Source organism: Streptomyces coelicoflavus (genome assembly GCF_003112555.1).
GTDB classification, from domain to species: Bacteria; Actinomycetota; Actinomycetes; order Streptomycetales; family Streptomycetaceae; genus Streptomyces; species Streptomyces coelicoflavus.
The window spans coordinates 241,292-260,978 of sequence record NZ_BEWB01000010.1 but is presented as its reverse complement, the minus strand read 5'-3'; the positions used below and the strand labels follow the sequence as shown (position 1 = coordinate 260,978).

Here is a 19,687-nt window from a genome sequence, read left to right as displayed (position 1 = left end):
CGCGACGCCGAAGGTCACGGTTGGGTGAAGGCGGGCGGAAGCGGAATGCCCGGGCGCCCGGACGCGGCGCACACGAAGGCGGCCCGGCTCACGAGGGTGAGCCGGGCCGCCTGCTGATCCGGTGGGCGATACTGGGTTCGAACCAGTGACCTCTTCGGTGTGAACGAAGCGCTCTCCCACTGAGCTAATCGCCCGGACGCAGGAAGAACATTACCGCATGTCAGAGGCGCCCGTGACCACGGGGGCCGCCGACGGCGCACCCCCGCCGACGATCACTGGTCCTTGATGTTCCAGGGCATCTCGAGGCCGAACTTCCAGAGGTAGATCCCGGCCAGCGCGGCGATGATCACCACACCGATGGAGGTCAGGATGATGTTGCGGCGCCGCACCTTCGGATCGAGGGCACGCTGCGCCGCCTCGGTGACCTTGCGCTTGGTCCAGCGCAGCACCAGCTGGGCCCAGACGAACTCGGTCGCCCAGATCGCCATGCCGCCGAAGATTACGACCCAGCCCGGTCCGGGCAGCACCAGCATGGCGACACCGGCCGCCACGACCGCGAGGCCGACGATGAAGACGCCGACCTGCCAGCTCAGGTGCAGCACACGACGCGCCTTGACGAAATCCGGTGCCCGCGAACCCAGCGCCCGCTCGGCCGTGGCCTCGTCCGTCCCCGTACGGTCTTCCGCCACGGCCGTCTCGCCGTGCTTGTCACTCCCCGTGTTCATACGGCCAAACACTACCGGAGCGAAACCTGTCACCGGAATGGGCGCACGACCCGAACGATCTCTCGGCCGGAAGAGTTACGTAAACACACGCAAAACACTCAGAGGGGTTTACAACGGCACCGTAGGTGGCATGTCGATTTCGCCGACGTGCGAATCCCCGAGCGCACACTGAGCGAAAGGCCCTGGCGCTTATGAACACCACGGTCAGCTGCGAGCTGCACCTGCGCCTCGTTGTGTCGAGCGAGTCCTCCCTGCCTGTCCCCGCAGGCCTGCGGTACGACACGGCCGACCCCTACGCCGTGCACGCCACCTTCCACACCGGAGCCGAGGAGACCGTCGAGTGGGTGTTCGCCCGCGACCTCCTCGCCGAAGGCCTCCACCGTCCCACCGGGACCGGCGACGTCCGCGTCTGGCCGTCGCGCAGTCACGGCCAGGGCGTCGTGTGCATCGCTCTCAGCTCCCCGGAGGGCGAAGCACTGCTCGAGGCCCCCGCGCGGGCCCTGGAGTCCTTCCTGAAGCGCACAGACGCCGCCGTGCCCCCCGGCACGGAACACCGGCACTTCGATCTCGATCAGGAGCTCTCGCACATCCTGGCGGAAAGCTAGGGCGGGGCCCCGCGTGAAGCCGCCCGTCGCCGTCGACTCGGGGTGACGGCACGGGCCCGGACAACCGCATACGGCACACACCGGCGTCGCCGCCGCGGATCTCCGCGGGGGCGGCGCCGCCGTGTGCGCGGCGCCGGGAACGAAGGCGGGCCGGCCTCCGTTGACGGGACGGGGCACGACCGGGACCGGATCGCGGCCGCTCCGCCCGCCGCGCGAGCCACTACCATCGGCCAGCATCGGCGGGCGCCCGCCCGACCCCCAGGCCAGGGAGCGAAACGTGCTGATCACCCACGACACCCGGTGCGCGCTCGACACCGTGGTGGATCTGGTGAACACCGTGCCGGAGGACGAAACGGCTCCGGACGGGCTGCCGGACGTCGCAGCCCTCCAGGAATTCGTGGGAACACACGAAATCAGCGACGTAGGGGTGCTCTCGGAACTCGACCTCTCGGCCGTGCGCAGGATCCGCGGCCGGTTCGCGGCGGTCTTCGCCGCCCCCGACGCCCGCACCGCGGCGGGACTGATCAACGACCTCGTCGCGGCCGCCGGCACCACGCCCCGGCTCACCGACCACGACGGCTACGACTGGCACATCCACTACTTCGCGCCCGGCGCCTCGGTCGCGGACCACCTGACCGCGGACTGCGGGATGGCGCTGGCGTTCTTCGTGGTCGCCGGGGAGCAGGAGCGGCTGCGGCGCTGCGAGGCGCCCGACTGCCGGCGCGCCTTCGTCGATCTGTCCCGGAACCGGTCGCGGCGGTACTGCGACAGCCGCACGTGCGGAAATCGCTTGCACGTGGCCGCCTACCGGGCCCGGCGCAAGGAGGCGGCGGGCTGACGCCGTCCTTCCGGACCCCGAGTGGCAGCGGATGCCGTAGGAGGGGCGACGCGGCCCCCGGCGGGTGGCGCCGGGGAGCGCGGGTACGGCTCACAGCAACAGCAGATCGTGCAACGAAGCCATGAGCAGCAGACACCCGATCACCGCAAGGAAGATCATGAGCGGTGGCTGGGAAAGGGCGAAGAGGCAGCCGCGTGGTTCGTCCTTCGTCCGCGCGGTTTCGCTCTGTCTCGTGTCCAGCTGGGAGTCCAGCTGAGTGGTGTCCGGCATCTCGCCGCGATGATGACGCAGCAGGTGATGTCTTCGCGATCAACACGCACGTCGAGACCGGGAGTTCGTTGAATGTCGCGATGTCCGGTCGGATCGTGATCATTCCGGAGCGCACGCTGTCGGCCTCGGACCGCTGTGCCGCCTCAGCCCCCGGCGCCGGCCGCCGTGTTCCGGCCGCCGGGTGTCATATCCCGTGCTTCTTGAGGATGGCCTCGATGTCGCTGAAGTCGTCGTCCCCGCCCCGGGACGCCTTCGCCGGTCGGGGCGCGGGCTCGGCGGCCGGGCGGGCGCCCGGTCCGAGGGACGGCGCGGAGGCTCCCGGGGCCACCGCGTCGCGCCGTGCGGCGGCCCGGGCCTCCTTGCGCTCCTTGCGGGTGCCGCCTCGGCGGCGCTCCACGGCACGGGTGGTCATGAAGAGCACCCAGGCCACGCCCAGGACTCCGAAGCCGGCCCAGGCCACCGGGCTGAAGGCCGTGTCGGCCAGCCACTCGACGACTCCGGTCATCACCAGGCCGATCGGCACCAGCGAGTAGGCCGCGATGCGGGCGGCGGTGAGGAAACGCCTGCGGTACGCGGTGACCGCCGCGATGCCCAGGCCCGCCGCGGACACCGCGGAGCAGACGGTCTCGGCAATCATCCGGTCCTCCAGGCTGGGCTCGGTCGGGCATGAGTACTTCGTCCCTTCCATCCTGCACCGTCCGCCCACCGTGAGGCCATGCCGGAGGCCGGAGATCAGGGTGATCTCGGGGTCGGCTCCTCCGGAGGTGCCGGTGGGTGGTGTACGGCACCGGTTGGGGCGGCGCACCGCGGACTGGGAGGATGGGGGCATGAGCGACTCCTCCCCCGCCCGTCCCGCCGCGCCCGTCCTCGACGTCTGGTGCGAATTGCAGTGCCCGGACTGCCACACCGCCCTGGACGACCTCCGTGCCCTGCGCGCCCGCTACGGCGACCGTCTGGAGGTGCGGCTGCGGCACTTCCCGCTGGAGAAGCACAAGCACGCCTTCGCCGCCGCGCAGGCCGCCGAGGAGGCCGTGGCCCAGGGCATGGGCTGGCCGTACGCCGAAGCCGTGCTGGGCCGGGTCGCGGAGCTGGACCGCAAGGGAGAACCCCTCCTGGTCGAGGTGGCCGGGGAACTGGGACTGGACGCGGAGGAGTTCGACACGGCGCTCGTCGACGGCCGGCACATCCTGATCGTCGACGCCGATCAGGCCGAGGGCAAGGCGATCGGCGTGACCGGCACCCCCACGTACGTGATCGGCGGCGAGCGCCTCGACGGCGGCAAGAGCCAGGAAGGGCTGCGCGAGCGCGTCGAGGAGATCGCCGACCGGCTGCTCGGCGAGCAGCGGGGCTGAGCGCGGGAGCGGGCGGCCGGCTCCGGCCGCCCACCCTCACAGCAGCGGCTTGCAGTAGCTGTACCGGGTGGCCGTGTAGCCGAGCGACTCGTAGAGCCGCTCGGCCGCGGTGTTCCCCGTGAAGACGTTGAGGCCGATCAGGGGGCGGCCGGCGGCGACCGTCTGGGCCTCGGCCAGCAGCATCAGGGTGCGGCCGTGTCCCCGGCCCCGGTGGGCCGCTTCGGCCTCGACGTCGAAGACGAAGGCCCGGTCCTCCCGCAGCGCCAGCCACAGGGTCCCGACCCGCTCGCCCTGGTGCTCCAACACGCTGAACAGCATGTTCTCGGTGTCCTGCCCCCGGGGCAGCAGCACTTCGTGATCACGGCGGGCCTTCGCACGCGCGTCGGCCTCGGGCACGCCCCGCTCCATCCAGGTCCGGGCGTAGTGCTCCGCCTCGTACGCCAGCCAGGTGGCGAAGTCCTCCGGTGTCATGGGCCGGGCCCGGCTGCCCTCGGGCAGGGCGGGCGGGGTGCCGCCGAGCGGCTTGGTCATGGTGCGGTTCCGCAGGACGTAGCCGAGCGCCTCCGCGAGCCGCGTACCACCCTCGGCGTCTCCGGCGACGCTCGCCTCCATCAGCCGGCAGCCCCAGCCGCGCGCCACCTCCTCCGCGGCGAGCGCGGCCACCGTGCCCCGGCCGCGCCGGCGGTCCGGTTCGTCGACGCGCAGCTTGTGGACCACGGCCACCGAGTCGCCGAGTTCGCGTGACGTGCCGAGGTGCAGCACGCCGACGGGACGGCTGTTCACACACACCTGGTAGTGGCGTGAACGGGTCCCGTCGGCGGCGCGCTGGAGCGGCTCGGTCGGCCGCAGGGTCGTTGTCATCACGGCAGTTCTACCCACTGCGGACGGCTACGGCAGCCGAATATCGGCGGCCCGAGGATCCGGGTCACGGATCCAGGTCGTCCCCGGACCGCTCCTCGAAGACGCGCATGGCCTTGGCCGTCACCGGCCCCGGAGCGCCCGGCAGTTCGCGGTCGTCGACGCGGTGCACGGCCTGTACGTCCCGCAGCGTGGAGGTCAGGAACACCTCGTCGGCGCGGTCCAGGACGTCCAGCGGAAGATCGGTCTCGCGCGCCCCGGTCCACTCGACCGCCAGGGCGCGGGTGATCCCGGCGAGGCAGCCGGAGGCGACCGGCGGGGTGTGGATCTCGCCGTCGAGGACGACGAAGACGTTCGACCCGGTGCCCTCGCACAGCCGGCCCACCGTGTTGCCGAACAGCGCCTCGGTGGCGCCCCGTTCGCGGGCGCGGGCGAGGGCGACGACGTTCTCGGCGTACGAGGTGGTCTTGAGGCCGGTGAGCGCGCCGCGTTCGTTGCGGGTCCAGGGCACGGTGATCACGGCGGTGGAGTCGGGGCGGCGGCCGGTCTCGCCGAGGGCGACGACGAGGGTCGTGCCGTGCGCGCCGCGGTCCGAGCCGAGGGGGCCGTGGCCGCCGGTGTAGGTGATGCGCAGTCGGCCGAGGGACATCGGGTTGGCCTCGACGACGGCGGCGCAGGCGCGGCGCACCTCGTCCAGGTCCGGGTCGGGCAGGCCGAGGCCGCGGGCCGAGCGGGTCAGCCGGTCCAGGTGCCGGGTCAGCGCGAACGGCCTGCCGTCCACCGCCTTCACCGTCTCGAAGATGCCGTCCCCCACGGTCAGCCCGTGGTCGAACACGGAGACGCGGGCGGTCTCGGTGTCCTGCAACCCGCCGTCGAGCCAGATCTTCACGTCGCCGGTGCCTCTCCACTCACGTTCGCCTCGTACACCCCCGACGCTACCGCGAGGAGACGGGACGCCTTCAGTTCGGTCTCCCGCCATTCGCCCTCCGGGTCGGATCCCCAGGTGATGCCGGCCCCGGTGCCGAAGCACAGCCGCCCCGCGGCCCGGCCGCCGGACCGGTCGATCCAGAAGGTACGGATGCCGACGGCCAGCTCGCCGGTGCCCCGGTCGGCGTCGACCCAGCCGATGCCCCCGCAGTACGGTCCCCGGGGCGCGGTCTCCAGCGCGTCGATGATCCGCAGGGCGCTCGACTTGGGCGCGCCGGTGACGGAACCGGGCGGGAAGGCGGCGTCGAGGAGCTCGGGCCAGCCGGCGCCCGCGCGCAGCTCGCCGCGCACCGTGGACACCAGGTGGACGAGGCCGGGGTGCTTCTCCACGACGCACAGGTCGGGCACCGAGACCGTGCCCGTGGCGCAGACCTGTCCCAGGTCGTTGCGGACCAGGTCCACGATCATGACGTTCTCGGCGTAGTCCTTCTCCAGCAGGTCGGCCTCGGTCCGCCCGGTGCCCTTGATCGGACCGGATTCGACGGTCCGGCCGTCCCGGCGCAGGAACAGCTCGGGCGACGCGGTGGCGATCTCGACGCCGTGTCCGGGCAGGCGGATCGTTCCGGCGTACGGCGCCGGGTTGCCGCGGGCCAGCAGGGCGGTGAGCGCGTCCACGTCGGCGCCGGGGCCGATCGGCGCCGTCAGCACCCGGCAGAGGTTGGCCTGGTAGACCTCGCCGGCGGCTATGTGCGCGCGGATGCGCCGTACGCCCGTGGTGTAGGCGACGCGGTCGAGGGAGGACGTCCAGTCGCCGACCGCGGGGCCCCGCCACGCGCCCGGGGTGGGCGCGGGCACCGGCGCGGTCCGTACGTCGGCGAAGCGGGCGCAGGTCAGACGGCCTTCGAAGTCCGCGCAGACGGCCCAGAACCCCTCGGAGTCGAGGGCGGCGGGATCACTCGTGACGTCGCGGAGACCGGTGGCGACGCGGTCGCCGAAGCGGGCGAGGGGAGGGTGGTCGAGCACCCTTCCGAGTCTAGGCGGGTGGCCCCGAGGTGACCCGAACGTGTCCTTCCGGGTGCCCTGACCAGGTCCGCGAGCGGGCGCACCGCAGCACGCTGCACAAACGCGTTTTTGTGCTGGCCCCGGAATCCGCTAGAGTTCATCACGTCGCCGGGCCGCGCAAGCGGACCGAACCGACAGGCGGACGTAGCTCAGTTGGTAGAGCGCAACCTTGCCAAGGTTGAGGTCGCGAGTTCGAGCCTCGTCGTCCGCTCGCAGGAACAGGGGGCCTCCCGGGCCTCCTACACTCCTGGTGGAGTGGCCGAGAGGCGAGGCAACGGCCTGCAAAGCCGTCTACACGGGTTCAAATCCCGTCTCCACCTCCAAGGACGATTAGCTCAGCGGGAGAGCGCTTCCCTGACACGGAAGAGGTCACTGGTTCAATCCCAGTATCGTCCACTGGTCCGCAAGGATCACCGGTCCGCAAGGATCCCGCGCGATTAGCTCAGCGGGAGAGCGCTTCCCTGACACGGAAGAGGTCACTGGTTCAATCCCAGTATCGCGCACGCAGTACTCTGCTTCACCGCAGCACTCCCAGGACGATTAGCTCAGCGGGAGAGCGCTTCCCTGACACGGAAGAGGTCACTGGTTCAATCCCAGTATCGTCCACACCCACCGAAGCCCCCGGCCGTCTCGAACGGCCGGGGGCTTCGTCGTGCTCCGGTCAGCTGGAGAAGAGCATGCGGCCGAAGCTCTTCTGACGGTGGTGGCCGTAGTGGCCGTGACCGCCGCCGTGCGGGGCGCCCCACGCCGGAGCCTGGGCCGCCGGGTACGCCTGCGGCGCGGCGGGCGGGGGCGGCGGAGCGGGCTGGGACCACTGGGCCTCCAGGCGGGTCAGCGACTCCAGCTCACCGTAGTCGAGGAAGATGCCGCGGCAGCCGCTGCACTGCTCGATCTGAACGCCGTTGCGGTTGTAGGTGTGCATCGGTGCGTGGCACTTGGGGCACTGCATGCTCGGCTCAACTCCTCGCCGGTCGGTCCTGCTTCACGTTTCGCCAGGACAGACTCTGTCCCGCCGCAGGTCGGTTGCACCCTACTGCGCGGAACTTCGGCTCAACCCCGAGGGGCGTCGGGCCGGACGGACGCCATCCGCGCGCAGGCGTCGACGAGGCGGCCCTCGACCTCGTCCAGCGGCCGGTCAGCCAGAACCGCCTTGGTGACGGCCCGGGCCGCGGTCTGCGCGGTGAGGGCGCGCGCGGGGACGTCCAGGACGGGCCAGGGGTCGCCGTCGGCGGGTACGGCGGGGCCGCCGGAGGCGCGGTAGGCGGTGAGGAAGCGGTGCCACTCCTCGGGCGGAAGCAGCCCGCAGGCGTACCAGGCCGCCGGACGGGCCAGGTCCCAGGCCGGGACGCCGGTGCCGAGGTCGTCGACGTCGATCAGCAGCCAGGGGCCGTCGGGGGCGGGGTGGCGTATGAGCTGGCCGAGGTGGAGGTCGCCGTGGCAGAGGGTGGTGGTGTCCGGCATGGCGGCCGCGCCGCGCGCCCAGGCGGGGAGCGCGGACCAGGCCGCCAGTACGGGCGCGGTGGCGGGGTGGTGGGGCGCGGCCTCCCGGAGGCGTGCCACGGCGAGGGCCGCCTTCGCGGGGCCGCGCATGGGAGGTACGGGGGTGGGCGCCGCGGTGCGGTGGAGGCGGGCGAGGAGGGTGGCCGCGGCCTCCCACGGTGCCGCGTCCGGATCCTCCGGGTCCACGGGCGCGCCGTAGGGCCAGTACGTGACCGGCCGCCCGTGCAGGACGACGGGGGCCGGGGCGAGCGGGGGCAGGAGTACGCCGGGGAGGCGGGCCGCCGCGGTGACGCGGAGGGACAGCTCGGCGGGGTCGGCGCCCGCGGCATGGGCCTTGGCGACGGTGCCGGCGTGCCGGACGACGGTGGCGTCGGGGCGGTCGGCGAGGGTGGCCGCGCCGCAGGGACAGGCCGGGGTGCGGGCGTGGGCCGTTTCCCTGACGCGGGCCTCGAGGGCGGGAAGGAGGGGGTGGGCGTCCGTGGTCACGTGGGTGAGGGTACGCAGGGTGCGGCGCGGGGACGGGCGCCGTTCCTGTCCCGCGACGCCGACGGCCTTGATGCCCTGGGCCCGCGCCCGTGACGCCTCGGGCCTGCGAAGGTGCCCCGGCCCGGCTCCGTCGCCGTCCGGGTGTGCGTCGTCGGGCGGCACGGAGGGGAAAAGCAATGCCGGCGCAGCTCCCCAGCTGCGCCGGCATTTTGCCGTCCGCCGCACCCCCGTCCCCACGGGGTTTCATGGATGGATGTCCCCGCCCGGACCGCTCTTCCGGGCCTGGGGTCGCCGCTCAGCGCCCCAGCACCACACCCACGGACGACGCCTGTGTGGCCACTGTCTCCCACCCGTCGAAGACGAGGAGGAGCAGGACCGCCAGGGGGAGGGCCATGAGCGTCGCCACCGCGGGGTGGCGACGGCCCTGACGGCGGCTTTCCCGTGTGCGGACCAGCGTCCGCGGCACCGTCTGAGCCATGGTCCCTCTCCTGACCGATTCGTTGTCTCGTTGCAGCGGCGGGTGTCTGACCTCGGGGGACGAGTGCTGCACCCGCCGCTTGACCTCAAATCTATGCGTCGGGCGATCGTCCGACGTCATGCCCTCGTACCGATTGCCGGGCCTCCCGGAGGATGAGCCTCGACCTGCCGCGTACTCCCCTGGGTGGAGACCGGCTCCCGGGTCTCGGGGTCTTCCCGGACGGGGTGCCCACCGTGTCCGGGTATCTCCGGGCTGTCCGGTGACTTCGCTCACTCCGGCGATCTCCCCGCCTGCCTCCGTCGCCGGTCCGAAGCCTCCTCGGCCACCCGCCGCAGCCCTGCCGCGCGGCCTCTCCCCGCCCTCCGCGGCCCTCCCCTCCCGGTCGCCCCCTGCCGGTCCAATCCCCCGGCGCCCGCGGCCGGTTGGGATCACGGGCGGCGGACGGCCGGTTCGCCCAGGCGTTCACTGACCGTTCCTCAACTCTCGCGCCGGGCACTGACAATCCGTTGTCCCGAGAGGGCGCGGCCTCTGCGCGCGGGCGGCCGTGGAAACGTAAGCTGTGGCACGTCACAGGGACCGGGCAGCGGGGATGAACATGGCGATGATGCGCCTGAGGCGCGAGGACCCGCGCGTCGTCGGCTCGTTCAGGCTTCACAGGCGGCTCGGCGCGGGTGGGATGGGCGTGGTCTACCTGGGCTCCGACAAGAAGGGGCAGCGGGTCGCGCTGAAGGTCATCCGGCCGGACCTGGCGGAGGACCAGGAGTTCCGTTCGCGGTTCGCGCGTGAGGTGTCGGCGGCCCGGCGCATCCGGGGCGGCTGTACCGCCCGGCTGGTCGCCGCGGACCTGGAGGCGGACCGCCCCTGGTTCGCCACGCAGTACGTGCCCGGCCCCTCCCTGCACGACAAGGTCGTCGACGGGGGGCCGCTCGGCGCGGCCGACGTCGCGGCCGTGGGCGCCGCGCTGTCCGAGGGCCTGGTCGCCGTGCACGAGGCCGGGGTGGTGCACCGGGACCTGAAGCCGTCCAACATCCTGCTGTCCCCGAAGGGGCCGCGGATCATCGACTTCGGCATCGCCTGGGCCACCGGTGCCTCCACCCTCACGCACGTCGGCACCGCGGTCGGCTCCCCCGGGTTCCTCGCGCCGGAGCAGGTGCGCGGGGCCGCGGTCACTCCGGCGACGGACGTGTTCTCGCTCGGCGCCACGCTGGCGTACGCGTCGATGGGTGACTCGCCCTTCGGGCACGGCAGCTCCGAGGTGATGCTGTACCGCGTGGTGCACGAGGAGGCCCAGCTGCACGGCGTGCCGGACGCGCTCGCCCCGCTGGTGCGGGCCTGCCTGGCCAAGGACCCCGAGGAACGCCCCAGCACCCTTCAACTGTCGCTGCGGCTCAAGGAGATCGCCGCCCGGGAGGCCCAGGGCATGGCCGACGTCCGGCCGCCCGCGCCGCGCAGTGGTGAGGCGGACGTGGCCACGGGCCGGCTCGCCGACACCTATCCGGAGCGTGCCCAGCGGCGTCCGCAGGGCCGGGCGGGCGCGCAGGGCACTCCGGCACCGCGCGGCACGCCGGGATCGCGGGGTCCCGCGTCCCGGGGCTCCGGTTCCGTTCCGTCACGGGGTTCCGGTTCCGTTCCGTCGCGGGGTGGGACGCCCGCGCGTGGCGGGACGCCGTCGCGGGGCGGCGGTGCGGGGGCGCGCTCCGGGTCCAGGCCCACGCCGTCCGCCCGCGACACGACCGGCCGGAGGGCCTCCCGCACCGACGGTGGCCGGCCCGCGCCGCGCAGTGGAGCCGGCCGTACGGCGCCGAGGACGACGGGGACCGGCTGGCGGCGGCCCGCCAACCCGCGGCTGCTGCGCCAGCGTCTGTTCGTGTTCGTGGTGGTGACGCTGCTCGTCGCGTTGGGCATCGCCGCCGCACAGGGCTGTCAGGGACCTTCGCGCGGGCTCGGCGACGACCGGAGCGGCGTGCGGGCGGCGGCGCAGCGGGACCGGGCGGTACAGCAGGAGCCGGTGGACCCGACCGGCGGCCTTCCGGGGCAGCGGGCGTCCCGGCCCTGAGCGCCGCAGGCGGTTTACGCCGGGGGGCGTCCCGCCGTCACCGCGTAGAAGGCGACCGCGGCCGCCGCGCCCACGTTCAGGGAGTCGACGCCGTGGGACATCGGGATGCGCACCCACGTGTCGGACTTCGCGAGGGCCCGCCGGGTCAGGCCGCTGCCCTCGGCGCCCAGCATGAGGGCCACCCGGTCCATCCGGTGCGGGGCGACCGCGTCGAGGGGCTCGGCCCGCTCGTCGGGGGTGAGGGCGAGGAGCGTGAAGCCCGCGTCGCGGACCTCCCCCAGCCCGGCCGGCCAGACGTCGAGGCGGGCGTACGGCACGGAGAAGACCGCGCCCATCGAGACCTTGACGCTGCGCCGGTACAGGGGGTCGGCGCAGTCCGGGGAGAGCAGGACCGCGTCCATGCCGAGCGCGGCGGCGGAGCGGAAGATCGCGCCGATGTTGGTGTGGTCGTTGACGGACTCCATGACGACGACGCGGCGGGCACCGGTCAGGAGACCGGCGGCCGTGGGCAGCGCCTTGCGCTGCATCGAGGCGAGCGCGCCGCGGTGCACGTGGTAGCCGGTGACCCGTTCGGCGAGCGCCGGGTCGACGACGTACACCGGGGCCGGGGCCTCGTCGATGACGTCGCGCATGGTGTCGACCCACTTGGCGGACAGCAGCATCGAGCGCATCGCGTAGCCGGCCTCGCCGGCCCGCCGGATGACCTTCTCGCCCTCGGCGATGAAGAGGCCCTCGGCGGGTTCGCGGCGGCGGCGCAGCTCGACGTCGGTCAGGCCCGTGTAGTCGTGCAGGCGCGGGTCGTCGGGGTCGTCGATGGTGATGAGGCCGGCCACGTCAGACCGTCCCGTGCGGGCCTACGGCGACGACCGCGCCGACGACGATGACGGCGGGCGGCCTGACCTCCTCGGCGACGACCGTCTCGGCGACGGTGGCGAGGGTCGCGTCCACCCGGCGCTGGGCGGCCGTGGTGCCCTCCTGGACGAGGGCGACCGGGGTGTCGGGGGACTTGCCGTGCGCGACGAGGGTCTCGGCGATCTTGCCGATCTTGTCGACGCCCATGAGGATCACGAGCGTGCCGGTCAGCTTCGCCAGGGACGGCCAGTCGACCAGGGAGCGCGCGTCGTCGGGGGCGACGTGCCCGCTGACCACGGTGAACTCGTGGGCGACGCCCCGGTGGGTGACCGGGATGCCGGCCGCGCCGGGGACCGAGATGGTGCTGGAGATGCCGGGAACGACGGTGCAGGCGATGCCCGCCTCGGCCAGCGCCTGCGCCTCCTCCATGCCCCGGCCGAAGACGAACGGGTCGCCGCCCTTGAGCCGTACGACCGACTTGCCCTGCTTGGCGTGTTCGATCAGCGCGTTGTTGATGGCCTCCTGGGCCATGTAGCGGCCGTAGGGGATCTTGGCGGCGTCGATGACCTCGACGTGCGGCGGCAGTTCGGCGAGCAGGTCGCGGGGGCCGAGCCGGTCGGCGATGACGACGTCGGCCTCGGCGAGCAGGCGGCGGCCGCGGACGGTGATCAGGTCCGGGTCGCCGGGACCGCCGCCGACCAGGGCGACGCCGGGCGTACGGGTGCGCCGGTGCGGGGCGACGAGGGTGCCGTCGCGCAGGCCCTCCACCACCGCGTCGCGGATGGCGGCGGTGTGGCGGGGGTCGCGGTGGCGTGCGTCGGTGGTGAGTACGGCGACGGTGACGCCCTCGCTGTGTCCGGTCGCCGGGGTCCAGGCCGTTGCCAGGTCCGCGTCGTCGGAGCGGACGCACCAGACGCGGTGCCGCTCGGCCTCGGCGGAGGCCGCGTTGTTGGCCCCGGTGTCGCTGGTGGCGATCAGGGCGTACCAGGCGTCCGCGAGGTCCCCGTCCGCGTAGGGGCGCCGCTCCCAGGTGATCTCCCCGCTGTCCGCCATGGCCTCGACGGACGGGGTCGCCACCGGGGAGACGAGGCGGATGTCGGCACCGGCCGCGATCAGGGCGGGCAGGCGGCGCTGGGCGACCTGGCCGCCGCCGAGGACGACCACGCGACGGCCGGTGAGGCGGAGGCCTACGGGGTAGGCGGGGTGTTCGGCCATGAGGGGACGGCTCCTCTTGCGGCGGTGGCGCTGACGTGCGGATTTTACGGCGGGACGGCTGGTGGGGGCGCGGACGGTCCGGTGGGTGGACCGCTGGACCGGTGGCTGGACGGCCGACGGACGGGGTACGGGCACGCGGGCCCCGCGGGGTCCGGCCCGGACGGGGTACGGGCACGCAGGCCCCGCGGGGCCCGGCACCGTGGTCCCGGGCCCCGCGTCGTGCGACCGCTACTTCTCGGTGACGCCCGCCGAGTCGAACGTCGCCACCTCGTGCATGGCCCGCGCGGTGCTCTGCACCATCGGCAGCGCGAGCAGTGCGCCGGTGCCCTCGCCGAGGCGGAGGTCGAGGTCGACCAGCGGCCGCAGGCCCAGCTTGTTGAGCGCGGCCACGTGGCCCGGCTCGGCGCTGCGGTGACCGGCGATGCAGGCCGCCAGGACCTCGGGGGCGATCGCGCGGGCCACCAGGGCGGCGGCGCCGGCGCTGACGCCGTCCAGGATCACCGGGGTGCGCAGGGACGCGCCGCCGAGCAGCAGGCCGACCATGGCCGCGTGCTCGAAGCCGCCGATCGCCGCGAGCACGCCGATCGGGTCGGCCGGGTCCGGCTGGTGGAGTTCCAGGGCGCGGCGCACGACCCCGGTCTTGCGGACCAGCGTCTCGTCGTTGATGCCGGTGCCGCGACCGGTGACCTCGGCCGGGTCGGCGCCGGTGAACACGGAGATGAGCGCTGCGGACGCGGTCGTGTTCGCGATGCCCATCTCGCCGGTGAGCAGCGCCTTGTTGCCGGCCGCCACCAGGTCGCGGGCGGTCTCGATGCCGACCTCGATGGCCTGCTTGGCCTCCTCGCGGGTCATCGCGGCGCCGGTGGTCATGTCGGACGTGCCCGCGCGCACCTTGCGCGGCAGCAGGCCCGGCGTGGCGGGCAGGTCGGTGGCGACACCCACGTCCACGACGCACACCTCGGCGCCGACCTGGGTGGCGAAGGCGTTGCACACCGCTCCCCCGCCCAGGAAGTTGGCCACCATCTGGGCGGTGACCTCCTGCGGCCAGGGGGTGACGCCCTGGGCGTGCACGCCGTGGTCACCGGCGAAGACCGCGACGGCCGCGGGCTCGGGGATGGGCGGCGGGCACTGCCGGGAGAGTCCGGACAGCTGGGCGGAGATGATCTCCAGCATGCCGAGCGCCCCGGCCGGCTTCGTCATCCGCTTCTGCCGCTCCCAGGCCTCGCCGAGCGCCTTGGCGTCCAGCGGCCGGATCTGCGCGACGGTCTCGGCGAGCAGGTCGTGCGGCGCCTCGCCGGGCAGGGCCCGACGGCCGTACGTCTCCTCGTGGACCACCCAGGACAGCGGGCGGCGCTTGGACCAGCCGGCCTGCATCAGCTCGGGCTCGTCCGGGAACTCGTCGACGTAGCCGACGCACAGGTAGGCGACGACGTCCAGGTGCTCGGGCAGGCCGAGGGCGCGGACCATCTCGCGCTCGTCGAAGAAGCTGACCCAGCCGACGCCGAGGCCCTCGGCGCGGGCGGCGAGCCACAGGTTCTCGACGGCGAGCGCGGAGGAGTACGGCGCCATCTGCGGCTGGGTGTGGCGGCCGAGGGTGTGGCGGCCGCCGCGGGTCGGGTCGGCGGTGACGACGATGTTGACCGGGGTGTCGAGGATGGCCTCGATCTTCAGTTCCTTGAACTGCTTGGCCCGGCCCTTGGGCAGCGACTTGGCGTACGCGTCGCGCTGACGCGTCGCCAGCTCGTGCATCGCCCGGCGGGTGTCGGCGGAGCGGATGACGACGAAGTCCCAGGGCTGCGAGTGGCCGACGGACGGCGCGGTGTGCGCGGCCTCCAGGACCCGGAGCAGCACCTCGTGCGGGATGGGGTCGCCGCGGAAGCCGTTGCGGATGTCGCGGCGCTCGCGCATGACCTTCAGTACGGCCTCGCGTTCGGCGTCGTCGTAGGCGGGGGCCGCCGGTCCCGCGGACCGCGGTGCTTCCGCGACCTCGGCCGTGCTCGCCTCGTCCGGGGCCTCCTGCGGGGCCTCCTGCGGCGCGAGGGCTTCCTGCGGCGCGGGGACTTCCTGCGCACCGGCCACGTCCTGGGGCGCGGGGTCCACGTGAGTCGCCTCGGGCGCTCGCACCGTATCCGCCGCTTCGGCCTCGTTGTCCTCCTGGCCGGCGCCGCGGGTGTCCAGGTCGTCGGCGCTCTGGAGGAGTTCGGGGTCGGACTCGCGCGGCGCCGGTACCGCGGCCGCGGGTTCCGCGGCGAACGGCTCCGCGGCGGTCTGCTCCGGTGCCGGGGCCTCCGGCGGGACGAGCACGGCTTCGGGCGGCGTGGGCGCGAGGTGCGGGGTCGTGGGTACCTGACCGCCGTCGACGGGCACGAACTGCCCCGCGGGCCCGCCGGGGTGCGCCTCCGGGACGACGGGGCCCTGGGCCGGTGCGGGCTGCGGCTCCTGCGCGGTGGTGCCGGGGGTGCCGGTGGCGGCCGCCTCGGTCCGTACGGGCTCGTGCGCGGCCTCGGCCACGGGCACCTCCTGCGGCTGCGGCTGCGGTTGCGGCTGCTCGTCTTCCCGCTTCTCTCCCCGCTCCGTTTCCTGTTCCTGCTCCTGCGCCTGCTCCTGCGGTGCTTCGGCGTTCGCGAGGGCCTGGGGACCCTGGGCAGGCTGTGGTGCGGGGGCCTCCGGAGCGGGCTGCGCCACCGGTTGCGGCTGCGCGGGCGCCTCCTGGACGGGCGCGGGCTGCTCGGGCGCCCCCTGGATCTCCTGGACCGGGGACGGCCCGGGCGCGGGCACCCCGGGCACCCCGGGCACCCCGGGCGCCTCGACGGCCTCGGGCGCGTCCGGCGCCTGGGCGTCGGCGGCCTCGGGTCCGGGTGCCTCGGAGGGCGCGGCTTCCTGCGGTGCGGGGGCCACCGTGGCGTCGGCCGCCTGAGGCTCCTCGGGTCCCTGAGGCTCTTCGGGACCCTGCGGTGCTTCCGCCGGTGCCTCCTCCGGTACCGACTGCTGAGTCTCCTGGGCCTCCAGAGCGTTCGGAGTTTCCGCGGCCTCCGGGGCGGGTTCACTCACGGGTGCCGCGGTGACCGGCTCGGGAACCGGTACGGCTTCCTGCGCGGCAGCGGCGTCCTGCTCCGGTTCGGCGTGCGGGGCCGGCGGTGCGGCGGGGTCCTCCGGCACGGCGTGCACGACCGGACCGCCCTGCTCGGCCTGTCCGTCCTGCGCGGCCTCGGGCACGGCCGGCGCGGCCTCGGGCACGGCCTGCGCCGCCTCCGGCACGGTCTGCGCCGCCTCCGGTACGGCCTCCTCGCGCGGTTCGCCGGGCTCTCCGTCGTCCGTGCCCGCGGCCGCCCCGCCCGTCGCCGCCACGGCCTCCGTGGCCACGCGGGTCACGAGCGCCTGGGCCGCGCCCACCGGCTCGGCCGACTGCTGCTCCGGTACCGGAACAACCGTTTCCGCATGCCCCGCCCCGGCGTTCACCGGGACCTCCTGGGCCTGCGGTGCCGTCTGCTGCGCCCCCCAGGGCGCCGCCGCCTGCGGGGTCGCCACGGCGGCCTGCGGGACGTCGAGGTACTCGGGCCCCGCGGTCGGCGGGCCGGGATGCCGTACGGGTGCGTCGGCGGGGCCGCGGTCGGCGAGGGAGCGGACCGGGCTGGCGGAGGTGTCCGGGATCGGCGGACCGAGGTGGAGGGGTCTGCGCGGCGGGGCCGGGGCGGACGCGGCGTCCTGCGCCGGGTCGGGCAGGCGGACGCCACTGAGGTCGACCGAGCCGCTGTCGCGACCGGACATCTCGTGCGGGCCGGGCTGGTGGACGGTCTCGACGACCGGCTCCGGCGCCGGCGGAGCGACCTCGTTGCCCCAGGCACTCTGGGCTCCCGGCAGCAACAACAGGTCCTCGTCCTCGGTGGTGGCCTCGGAGAGGTAGGTGTACGCGCCGGGTGCGGGGACGCCCGGCTGCTCCACCATGCCTGCGTTCTCCGGCAGCCCCTCGCCCGGGATCTGGCCGGTGTCGGTCATGCGTAACCCCTCGCCCATTGGTTAGTGCTTCTACGACCAGCTCACCCGGGACGGCGCACCGACCGCCCCACAGTGAAGAACGAGCGTGCGTGCCCAGCGGCACGAACGACCCGCGGGAAAGACGACAAAGCCATTCAGTGGCATTGTCGCGGTCGTTCCCCCGCCACGACAGCTTGATCCGCGACGGCCCGCTGTGGACTGCGCCACGTTGCGCGTCCTCCGGTTCTGCCGTACCACACCCGGCCCCGAAGGTACGGGTTTTTACGGACATCGCCCGACGAACTGCCGGGTGTCCGCACGCGGTACAACAATCCGCCAGCCTACCTCGCGCGGTATGAACAACGGATCACGGGGCGCGGTCGCCGTCGGCCCTCAACGGGCCGCTTCGCGCCGCACGATCTCACCGCTGAGCAGGAACGCGACGCTCCGCTCGGTCTCCGTCCAGGCCCGGGTGTCGAGTCCGACGGACTGGAGCAGGGCGCACTCGACGCGGTAGCCGTGCTCCGTCAGGTCCCTGCCCACGAGTTCGGCCGCGTCGCGGGTCGCGGCGTGCGCGACGATGCGCTGCGGACGGCGGTCGGCGACCGCGGAGACCACGGCCGCTCCCCCGCCGCCGACCCGGACGACGTCGGGTTCGGGGAGGTTCTCCAGGATGTGCGGGGCGTTGCCGTGCACGGTCTGGACCTGGACGCCGAAGTTCCGTGCGGTGGCCTCGGTGCGGGCGCAGGCGTCCCGGTCCCGGTCGACCGCGATGACGGCGGCGCCGGCGCGGGCGGCCTCGGTGGTGAAGGCGCCGCTGCCGCAGCCGATGTCCCACACGAGGTCGCCGAGACGGGGGCCGAGACGGGCGAGTTGGGCCGTGCGGAGCAGGTCGGTCTCGCCCTCGCCCAGGTCGCCGCCGTACGCGGTGGCGGGCAGGGACCAGCCGCGCGGTCCGGTGGCGGGGTCGCGGCCGGCGATCCAGCCGGCGCCGTCGCCCGCGGTGGCCGGGCCGGTGCTCCCGCCGGCCACGATGACGACGTTCGGGTCGCGCCAGGTGTGGTCGGCGGCCTTGTCGGAGGTGACGACGGTGACCCGTTCGCGGGTGGTGCCGAGTTCCTCGCAGATGACGAAGGTGCGGTGGACGCCCTCCATCAGCAGGCCGAGTTCGGCCGGTCCGGCGCCCGGTGAGGTGAGGACGGCGACCTTGGTGTGGGCGCGGCACACGTTCACCGCGCGCCGCAGGGTGCGGGGGTGGGCGACGACCACCTGGGCGTCGTCCCAGGGCATCCCGGCGCGGGCGAAGGCGGCGGCCACGGAGGAGACGGCGGGGACGACCTCGACCTCCAGGCCGAACTCGGGGGCCCGCAGGGTGCGTACGACGCCGAAGAAGCCGGGGTCGCCGTCCGCCAGGACGACCGTCGTACCGCGATGGGCGGCGAGGCGGCGGGCGGCGAGGGCGACGCTGCCGAGACGGATGCGCTCCGCGGTGGGCGGTACCTCGGGAAGTGCCAGGTGGTGTGCGGCGCCGGCCACCAGCGTGGCGGCACCCAGTGCGGAGCGTGCCGCAGCGGTCAGCGGCGAACCGTCCCAGCCGATCACCGTGACCCGGTCGGCCATCGTCGTCAGTCTCCAGGGTTTTCGCAGGTGGTGGTTGCAAAACCGTCTCGGGCGCGCCCCGAGAGGGTACCTGGTGCGGCCCGGGTACGGGGCGGTGGCGCCGGGCGCCCCCCGTGTATCAGTTCCAGTCCGTGAAGGTGGTGAAACCGTCGGCGTCGGTCAGCTGTCCGGTGGCGCCCTCCAGGTCCTCCGGCAGCAGGCTCCACACGATGAAGTCGGTGCGTACGTCCGTCCAGACGCCGTCGTTGGTGCGTGCGCGCGCCATGCAGGCGCCGCGCAGGACGCCCTCGCTGATGCAGCCGATCTTCTGGGCGACCTGCTGGGAGGCGGTGTTGTCGGCCGCGGTGCGCAGCTCGACGCGTTCGAACTTCTGGTCGCCGAAGAGCCACTGGGCGGTGGCCAGCGCGGCCTCGGAGGCGTACCCCTCACCCCGGGCCCAGGGGGCGACTATGTAGGAGAGTTCGGTGGACCGTACGTGCCAGTTGGTCTTGGTCAGCTGGATGAGGCCGACCAGTCGCTGGGTGAGGAACTCGGTGACGGCGAGGTCGAGCCCCCGGCCCGCGGTGCGCTCGGCGGGGGCGTGGTCCCCGATCCAGGTGGCGGCGTCGGCCTCGGTGAAGGGCTGGGGGACGTGGGTCCAGGCGGCGACCTGCTCGTCGTTCATCATCGCGGCCAGCGCGGGGACGTCGTCCTCGTCGAGGGGGCGCAGCACCAACCGCTCCGTGCTGATGGAGATGTTGGGGAAGGTGCTCGTCATGCGCCGCTCCGTAACCTGTGTAGCCGTCAGGGCCTGCTCGAACTGCCCAGCATGCAGCATGAAAGCACTCAACCACACCACCGGGTCCGCCCCGTAGGCACGGAGCGGACC

General features: G+C 73.9%; 18 protein-coding genes and 6 tRNA genes. 9 read left to right on the top strand and 15 right to left on the bottom strand.

Annotated features, from left to right (window positions below; all coding sequences use genetic code 11):
- Positions 1-122 precede the first annotated feature (122 nt).
- Both Sco07f_RS25075 and Sco07f_RS25070 read right to left on the bottom strand, forming a co-directional pair.
- Positions 123-194 (bottom strand) — tRNA-Val (locus Sco07f_RS25075).
- A 78-nt stretch (positions 195-272) separates the two neighbouring features.
- Positions 273-725 (bottom strand): TIGR02611 family protein, encoded by a 453-nt coding sequence (locus Sco07f_RS25070; RefSeq protein ID WP_007447611.1) that lies wholly within the window; start codon positions 723-725, stop codon positions 273-275.
- A gap of 191 nt (positions 726-916) precedes the next feature.
- On the opposite strand from Sco07f_RS25070, the gene Sco07f_RS25065 reads away from it, so the two are divergent.
- Positions 917-1,330, top strand: a complete 414-nt coding sequence (locus tag Sco07f_RS25065; RefSeq protein WP_004002642.1) for an SsgA family sporulation/cell division regulator — start codon at positions 917-919, stop codon at positions 1,328-1,330.
- Positions 1,331-1,607: 277 nt separating this feature from the next.
- On the top strand, positions 1,608-2,168 hold the full coding sequence (locus tag Sco07f_RS25060; RefSeq protein WP_007447619.1) for a CGNR zinc finger domain-containing protein: 561 nt from the start codon (positions 1,608-1,610) through the stop codon (positions 2,166-2,168).
- Between the two features lie 90 nt (positions 2,169-2,258).
- Here Sco07f_RS25060 and Sco07f_RS25055 read toward each other — a convergent pair whose 3' ends face one another.
- Both Sco07f_RS25055 and Sco07f_RS25050 read right to left on the bottom strand, forming a co-directional pair.
- Entirely contained in the window at positions 2,259-2,438 is a 180-nt protein-coding gene (locus Sco07f_RS25055) for a hypothetical protein (protein ID WP_007447613.1), read from the bottom strand.
- A 184-nt stretch (positions 2,439-2,622) separates the two neighbouring features.
- Complete coding sequence (locus Sco07f_RS25050) at positions 2,623-3,075, bottom strand: hypothetical protein (protein WP_054103147.1); 453 nt, start codon at positions 3,073-3,075, stop codon at positions 2,623-2,625.
- Between the two features lie 190 nt (positions 3,076-3,265).
- Here Sco07f_RS25050 and Sco07f_RS25045 point away from each other — a divergent pair, with 190 nt between their 5' ends.
- Complete coding sequence (locus tag Sco07f_RS25045) at positions 3,266-3,790, top strand: DsbA family protein (protein WP_007447627.1); 525 nt, start codon at positions 3,266-3,268, stop codon at positions 3,788-3,790.
- 36 nt (positions 3,791-3,826) lie between these two features.
- Here the strand turns inward: Sco07f_RS25045 and Sco07f_RS25040 are convergent, their stop codons facing one another.
- From Sco07f_RS25040 to Sco07f_RS25030, 3 genes are all read right to left on the bottom strand, one after another.
- Entirely contained in the window at positions 3,827-4,651 is an 825-nt protein-coding gene (locus Sco07f_RS25040) for a GNAT family N-acetyltransferase (protein WP_167468216.1), read from the bottom strand.
- 64 nt (positions 4,652-4,715) lie between these two features.
- Entirely contained in the window at positions 4,716-5,537 is an 822-nt protein-coding gene (locus tag Sco07f_RS25035) for an aminotransferase class IV (protein WP_108989257.1), read from the bottom strand.
- Positions 5,534-6,598, bottom strand: a complete 1,065-nt coding sequence (locus Sco07f_RS25030) for a chorismate-binding protein (RefSeq protein WP_108989256.1) — start codon at positions 6,596-6,598, stop codon at positions 5,534-5,536. The genes Sco07f_RS25035 and Sco07f_RS25030 overlap by 4 nt, the downstream gene beginning before the upstream one ends.
- A 177-nt stretch (positions 6,599-6,775) precedes the next feature.
- Between Sco07f_RS25030 and Sco07f_RS25025 the strand changes: the two genes are divergently transcribed.
- The 5 genes from Sco07f_RS25025 to Sco07f_RS25005 all read left to right on the top strand — a co-directional run bounded on the left by Sco07f_RS25025 (position 6,776) and on the right by Sco07f_RS25005 (position 7,243).
- Positions 6,776-6,848: transfer RNA gene (locus tag Sco07f_RS25025), tRNA-Gly, on the top strand.
- A 38-nt stretch (positions 6,849-6,886) separates the two neighbouring features.
- Positions 6,887-6,960 (top strand) — tRNA-Cys (locus Sco07f_RS25020).
- 1 nt (position 6,961) lies between these two features.
- A tRNA-Val gene (locus Sco07f_RS25015) sits at positions 6,962-7,033 on the top strand.
- A 35-nt stretch (positions 7,034-7,068) separates the two neighbouring features.
- Positions 7,069-7,140: transfer RNA gene (locus Sco07f_RS25010), tRNA-Val, on the top strand.
- A gap of 31 nt (positions 7,141-7,171) precedes the next feature.
- Positions 7,172-7,243: transfer RNA gene (locus Sco07f_RS25005), tRNA-Val, on the top strand.
- 55 nt (positions 7,244-7,298) lie between these two features.
- Here Sco07f_RS25005 and Sco07f_RS25000 read toward each other — a convergent pair.
- The 3 genes from Sco07f_RS25000 to Sco07f_RS24990 all read right to left on the bottom strand — a co-directional run bounded on the left by Sco07f_RS25000 (position 7,299) and on the right by Sco07f_RS24990 (position 9,101).
- Complete coding sequence (locus Sco07f_RS25000) at positions 7,299-7,586, bottom strand: TFIIB-type zinc ribbon-containing protein (RefSeq protein WP_007447626.1); 288 nt, start codon at positions 7,584-7,586, stop codon at positions 7,299-7,301.
- Between the two features lie 101 nt (positions 7,587-7,687).
- A complete protein-coding gene (locus tag Sco07f_RS24995) occupies positions 7,688-8,623 on the bottom strand; it encodes a phosphotransferase family protein (RefSeq protein ID WP_108989330.1) in 936 nt (311 codons plus the stop codon).
- 295 nt (positions 8,624-8,918) lie between these two features.
- The gene (locus Sco07f_RS24990; RefSeq protein ID WP_007443462.1) at positions 8,919-9,101 is read right to left on the bottom strand and encodes a hypothetical protein; all 183 of its coding nucleotides are present in this window, start codon (positions 9,099-9,101) and stop codon (positions 8,919-8,921) included.
- Positions 9,102-9,690: 589 nt separating this feature from the next.
- On the opposite strand from Sco07f_RS24990, the gene Sco07f_RS24985 reads away from it, so the two are divergent.
- Positions 9,691-11,157: a serine/threonine-protein kinase gene (locus tag Sco07f_RS24985; protein WP_244942148.1), complete on the top strand. Its 1,467-nt coding sequence runs from the start codon at positions 9,691-9,693 to the stop codon at positions 11,155-11,157.
- Between the two features lie 14 nt (positions 11,158-11,171).
- On the opposite strand, the gene Sco07f_RS24980 is transcribed toward Sco07f_RS24985, so the two are convergent.
- The 5 genes from Sco07f_RS24980 to Sco07f_RS24960 all read right to left on the bottom strand — a co-directional run bounded on the left by Sco07f_RS24980 (position 11,172) and on the right by Sco07f_RS24960 (position 19,576).
- A complete protein-coding gene (locus tag Sco07f_RS24980) occupies positions 11,172-11,990 on the bottom strand; it encodes a TrmH family RNA methyltransferase (protein ID WP_108989255.1) in 819 nt (272 codons plus the stop codon).
- A gap of 1 nt (position 11,991) precedes the next feature.
- On the bottom strand, positions 11,992-13,224 hold the full coding sequence (gene cobA, locus Sco07f_RS24975; RefSeq protein WP_108989254.1) for a uroporphyrinogen-III C-methyltransferase: 1,233 nt from the start codon (positions 13,222-13,224) through the stop codon (positions 11,992-11,994).
- 228 nt (positions 13,225-13,452) lie between these two features.
- Entirely contained in the window at positions 13,453-17,220 is a 3,768-nt protein-coding gene (cobT, locus tag Sco07f_RS24970) for a nicotinate-nucleotide--dimethylbenzimidazole phosphoribosyltransferase (protein WP_108989253.1), read from the bottom strand.
- Between the two features lie 372 nt (positions 17,221-17,592).
- Complete coding sequence (gene cbiE / locus Sco07f_RS24965; RefSeq protein WP_007447675.1) at positions 17,593-18,819, bottom strand: precorrin-6y C5,15-methyltransferase (decarboxylating) subunit CbiE; 1,227 nt, start codon at positions 18,817-18,819, stop codon at positions 17,593-17,595.
- A 118-nt stretch (positions 18,820-18,937) separates the two neighbouring features.
- Positions 18,938-19,576: a GNAT family N-acetyltransferase gene (locus Sco07f_RS24960; protein WP_167468215.1), complete on the bottom strand. Its 639-nt coding sequence runs from the start codon at positions 19,574-19,576 to the stop codon at positions 18,938-18,940.
- Between the last annotated feature and the right edge of the window lie 111 nt (positions 19,577-19,687).